Genomic DNA, 6,078 nt, shown 5'->3' on the forward strand with positions numbered 1-6,078 from the left:
CTGTGGCGCTAGAAACGGCACTGGACGCACTTGTTGATGCGGAGCTAGCACTAGAGGCGGCGCTAGAGGCACTTGTAGATGCTTCAGCAGCACTCGATGCAGAACTTTCTGCACTCGATGCAGCAGAGCTAGCACTAGATTCCGCGCTACTTGCACTATCTTCAGCATCACTTGCACTAGAAACAGCACTAGATGCACTGCTATCAGCCACAGTTGCACTCGATGCAGAGCTTTCTGCACTTGCCGCCGACGATGCTGCAGAAGACGCCGCTTGATTCAATTTCTCTTGAGATTCCGTACTTAAACCGATAGTCAATACTTGTTTATTTGAACTCGTCCTAGCATTACCTTTACCAACACCATCTGCAGCAGAACTATCATATGTTGTCAATGTTGTAGTAATCCCGTTAATACCACGTAATAATAAACGATACGAACCTACATTACCGGTATCAAACCCTACGGAGTTATCTCCATCCATAAAGCCCTTATCCGCCGTAATATAACTTGCGTATACAGAATGCTGCATTAACACCATACTACTCAATAATAGAGCCGTTACAGCCTTGCGCGATGCACGCGTTACACCGCCTTGGTGAGATTTAGCAAACTCCGAAGCCACAACATAGCATCCCTTTGTTTTACTCCAAACGATTTTAAAAATCTTATTCATTCAGTACGCCTCCAAACTTCTTTATCTTGCAAACTTCTCCCATTTCACAAGATATGTCCATTACCAATAAACCAAAAAACACACCAATTTATTCATAAAATTTAACACAAAAATCACTCAACCACTTTTCTTTTACAAATTTACAATATAAATTTTTATCAATAAATTCGAAAATATAAAATAGGATTTTCATACTAAAATTTTATGCTTACATCTAAATAATTGGATTTCTTTTTCTATTAGAGTGTAATATATAGTTCATTCAATAATCATGTCAACAAACTAAAAACAGCTTATTTATTGGCTTTTAACATATTGAATAATTTTATTTCATAACTTTTTTATCACTGTAAATCAACAACACAGATAAAATCTAAACTTTTAAAGTATTATTTTATTTTCATCAAATAATGAATTCTATTAATGCTAAAAATGAAATAACACGAATCGTTTACTAATCGATTAATTAATTTTTTTCATGAACTCTCTTCATTTTTCTCATTCATATTTTTTCATAATGTACACTTGTAAAAAACATCATTTAATTGATTATTTCCGTCACAAATCATTTTTTTATCTTCATACACAAAAACGTGTGATACAAAGAGTCTTATCTCTCCATATCACACGTTTTGTTTACTTACACTTTATTCAATTGTATCTACACCGCCAACAAATTTTTCTACAATTAGACAATACGTTGTAATTCACTACTAAACAATCCAATTAACGTTGAACTAACTGCTGTACCAAAGCTTCCAATTTAGCAATGCGATCGTTCTGAGCATCAATCTGGTTCTGTTTGGCAGCCAATTCAGCATCGAATTTAGCTTGTTGCGCTTTATTCTGTGCTTCTAAAGCTTGAACTTTGTTTTGAACTGCAGCTACAGAGGTACCAGGTTTGGTTGTTTCTCCGGAACCGATACGGAATGTAGCACCCAAGTTAGCCATAGCTTTACCGCCTTGACCATAGGAGAGACCTACAGTGTATTGCTGATCGCTATCCGGCGCGTAAGCATAACCTACTGCCAATGCTTGTTTGCCTCTGTAAGTACCTAAGCCGGCCATAATCTGTCCACGTTCGCCTTCAGCATATGGAAGCGGATTCAATGCGGCTAAGGAAGCTGCCATTGCATCGCCTTCAGCGGATTCATTGCGTACGTTTTGAATTTCGGAAGACAATCCTTGGATTGCCTGACCTTGCGCATTTACTACTTCACCAATTACGCCGATTGCAGCTGTATTGTTGTCAACTTGCGTTTTAATAGGATACAACTGAGCACCGGTAATTGCTTGGTTAGAAGATTTGGAAATATCCCCTTGAGCCACATTGTCTAAAGTGATCAAACCTCTTTCAGTAGTTGATTGGCTAGCTAATTTGATTCCATCTACTGTAAGTGTATCACTAGTAAGCGAAGACTTACCTACAGCGACTTTTTCGGATGTTACGCTAGTATCACCAACAGCCAAACCATCTTTCGACAAAGTAGTTGATGCTGTTACTGTTCCATCAGTCACATCACCGAATGTTAAGGCAGCTTTCGTCAACTGAGCCACGCTACTATCGTTGACACCACCTATAGTCAACGCATTACCTGTTAATGACGATTCACCAACGTGGAAGCCCTGAGCAGTTATTTCAGCTACACCACCTTGTGATGCATCTTGATCTTCTCCATTAACTGCACCTATCGTTAATGAATGACCTACATGTAAGTCATCATTTAATTCAAGTTCTGTACCGCCAACAATTTTGAAGTTGTCAGTATATTTCAAACCGCTTCTCTTAGGAGGAGTTGTAGGAGTTGTAGTTGCATTACGGAATCCAGTTCTTTCAGTTGTAACCGTATTTTCTGTTTCATCATCTCCCGGAATATACCAACCGGTTTCACGAGTAAACTCTTCAACCGCTTCTTTAGTCATGCTGATATTAAATGTTTTTGACCCATCAGGATTCATAATTGTTTTAACATCAACATATTCGTCGCCACCTTCTGCTTGCACCAATTTTCGAACATTATATTTACCTTCAGAAGTCAAATTGTCCATATTTTTGGTTGCTGCATTATCAATCTTAGTTTTTACCGTATCGGTAAGATCAACAGTAACTTTATTGCCTTCAACCGCCGTTACAATTGACTTATTACCTTTTTCATCGGTAGCACCAACAATGTCCATACGACTATTATCTTTAGTAAGATTTACATGTTCATCTTCATTATTGGTGTCAGTGCCAATCGTGATTCCCTGCATAGCACTGCCGGCGAGTTTTTCAACATCAGTAATTCTACCATCAAAGCCTTTTACGGTTTTGTCCAAATCGGTTACTTTAGTATCAAGGTTGCCAACTTTAGTGTCTAAATTACCTACTTTAGTATCCAAGTCACCAACTTTTGTGCCAAGGTCTTTAACTTCTTGACCTAAGCCGTCAACTTTAGTTCCCAAGTCTTTAAGGCCTTTGTCGAGACCGTCAACTCTACCGGTTAAGTCAGTAACTTTAGTATCTACTTTATCCAACTGGCCTTTATTCACAGCGTCGCCGGCATTTACACCATCAGCAATGTTGGAAACGACTTTATTGCCTGCATCGATGCCGTCTTTAGTTACGGAAGGACCATCGGTAATGGCTAAGCCGCTACCGTTCAATGTGCTGGAGCCTACGCTTACACCATTGTTATCTACCGTTGTATTGCCTGCTTTTACAGAACCGGTAGTACCAAGGTCGATTTGGTTATTCAAGTTAACATCGAATGTCTTAACACCGTTAACGTCGGAAGGAGTTACCGTAATGTTAGTACCACCTGTTACATTAACCGCATTCTGACTGGTTTCTTTGATAACGTCTTTACCTTTATCGCTTAAATTGGACAAGTCTTTATCAGCTGCGTTGTTAATCTTTTCTTTAGCAGCTGCCGTTAAGTCTACTACCAAGTTTTGACCATCAACTTTGCTTTCAACCACGCCGCCGGTTTTACCGGTAACACCGAAGCCTGCCTGACCTTTATTAACCGTAATTACGCCACCGTTACCATCATTAATGGAGATAGTCTGTAAAGCGGAGTTAGCTAATTCGGAGCCTTCAGTTGCGATATTTTTCACTTCTTGCAATTGGTTGTAAGTAACTACATCGCCTTCTTGAGTACCGTTAGCTACATTAGTAATCTTAGTGCCGCCCATATTGATGCCGCCAACGTTGATGGTAGGACCGTTCTTAATTGTGAAACCACCATTGGAGATTGTCGTATCGCCGAGAACGATGTTGCCCTGAGGGTTAACCGTAATACCGCCTTCGTTGATCGTTGTGCCGGCTACATTAATGGAACCACCGTTGATTACAGTATCACCAACTCGGAATTCACCGGTAGGAACAAGGGTTACGCCACCATTATTAATCGTTGTACCGCCAACATGGAGGTCACCGGATTTAATTACAGTATCGCCTAAAGTGATGGATCCTTCACCACCTAAGTTCAAGTCTTTGTTCAAGTTAACTGTAAACGTCTTAACATCATCCGCTTTTTCAGTATCAACTGTAATGTTGTTACCACCTACTACATCAACTGCATCCTGACTCACTTCTTTGATAACTTCTTTGCCTTTGTCATCTAAGTTGCCTAAGTCTTTGCCGGCTGCATTGTTAATCTTTTCTTTCGTAGTAGCTGTTAAATCTACTACCAAATCATTACCATTAACTTTACTTTCTACCATGCCGTCAGCTGCACCTATGATACCGATAGCGGAATTAGATTTGCTGATAGCGATTGTTTGACCATCATTACCTTTAACCGTTACTGTTTGAAGCGCGCTGTTAGCCAATTTGGAACCTTCGTTAGCGATATTTTTCACTTCTTGTAACTGGTTGTAAGTTACTACATCGCCTTCTTCAGTGGCATTAGCTACGTTGGTAATCTTAGTACCGCCCATGTTGATACTGCCTACATTGATGGAAGGACCGTTTTTAATTGTCAAACCACCTTGATTGAGGGTTGTACCGCCAACATTGATTGTGCTGCCGTTGATTACAGTGTCACCAACTTTGAATTCGCCGTTAGAGTTCAAAGTTACGCCGCCGTTATTAATGGTTGTACCACCAACTTTTACGTCACCGGATTTGATGATGGTATCGCCCAAAGTGATAGAACCTTCGCCGCCCAAATCCAAGTTTTTATCCAAGTTAACAGTGAATGTCTTAACACCATCAACCGTAGCTTTATCTACGTTGATATTGCTGCCGCCTTTTACATCAACAGCGTCTTGAACAACTTCTTTAATAACAGTTTTACCTTTATCATCCAAGTTGCCTAAGTCTTTACCGGCTGCGTTGTTGATTTTCTCTTTAGTTGCAGCTGTTAAGTCGACTACCAAGTCCCGACCGGACACTTCGCTGGTAACCATGCCGTCAGTAGCACCTTTAATACCGAAACCTGCGTTATCTTTATTAACAACAAGTTTTTGACCATTAGTATCTGTTACCGTTACTGTTTGAAGAGCACTACCTGCAGTGTTTTCAACCGTCGTTACACGATCAGTCAAGGTATTCACATCTGTACGAATCGTGCCTACATCGGTTTTAACGTTCGTTACTTCAGTTTTGAGGGTACCCACATCAGTTTTAACTGTATTTACTTCAGTTTTGAGAGTACCAACATCATTTTTAACGGTTGTTACTTCAGTCTTCAATGTGCCAACGTCAGTCTTAATTGTGTTAACTTCGTTAGTAACAGTGTTTACTTTGTCATCTAATTCAGTTTTCACACCGTATAACTGACCACCGGTTACAGCATCTTTAGAGCCTTCTGCTACAGCACCTTCACCAAGGTTGCCAACTACTTTACCACCTGCATTGATACCGTCTTTAGTTACGGATGGACCACCAACGATTGCTAAACCGTCAGTTGTTAACGCTGCATCACCAACGCTTACGCCATCAGCACCAACTTTAGTTGCTCCGGCTATTAAACCGCTAGCATCTAATGTAGTGGCACCTGCTTTAATAGATCCGTTAGCACCTAAGTCAACATTATTCTTCATGTTAACGGTGAATGTTTTAACACCTTCATTATTTACAGCATCAGTTACTTCAATATTGTTGCCGCCTGCTACATCAACGGATTCTTGAACAACTTCTTTAATAACTGTTTTGCCTTTATCGTCCAAGTTGCCTAAGTCTTTACCGGCTGCGTTGTTGATTTTTTCTTTCGTTGCTGCTGTTAAGTCTACTACCAAGTCCTGGCCGGACACTTTACTTTCAACCATACCATCGGTAGCACCTACGATACCGAAACCGGCATTGTCTTTATTCACGGTAAGAACATTACCGGCGCCATCTTTAACACTTACACTCTGAAGTGCGGAATTAGCTGTATCTTGAGCACCTTTAATGGAATCATTGAGATCTTTTTGCA

2 protein-coding genes are annotated in these 6,078 nt (G+C 40.2%); both read right to left on the reverse strand.

What is annotated here, in order from left to right; all coding sequences use genetic code 11:
* The coding region (locus MXE28_RS11070) for an ESPR-type extended signal peptide-containing protein (protein ID WP_247240172.1) at positions 1-673 on the reverse strand (673 nt) is incomplete at its 3' end.
* A gap of 726 nt (positions 674-1,399) precedes the next feature.
* Positions 1,400-6,078, reverse strand: a 4,679-nt coding sequence (locus tag MXE28_RS11075) for a YadA-like family protein (protein ID WP_247240173.1), incomplete at its 5' end; no start/stop codon positions are given.

It is taken from the genome of Veillonella sp. KGMB01456 (genome assembly GCF_023051165.1).
Classification (GTDB): Bacteria; Bacillota; Negativicutes; order Veillonellales; family Veillonellaceae; genus Veillonella_A.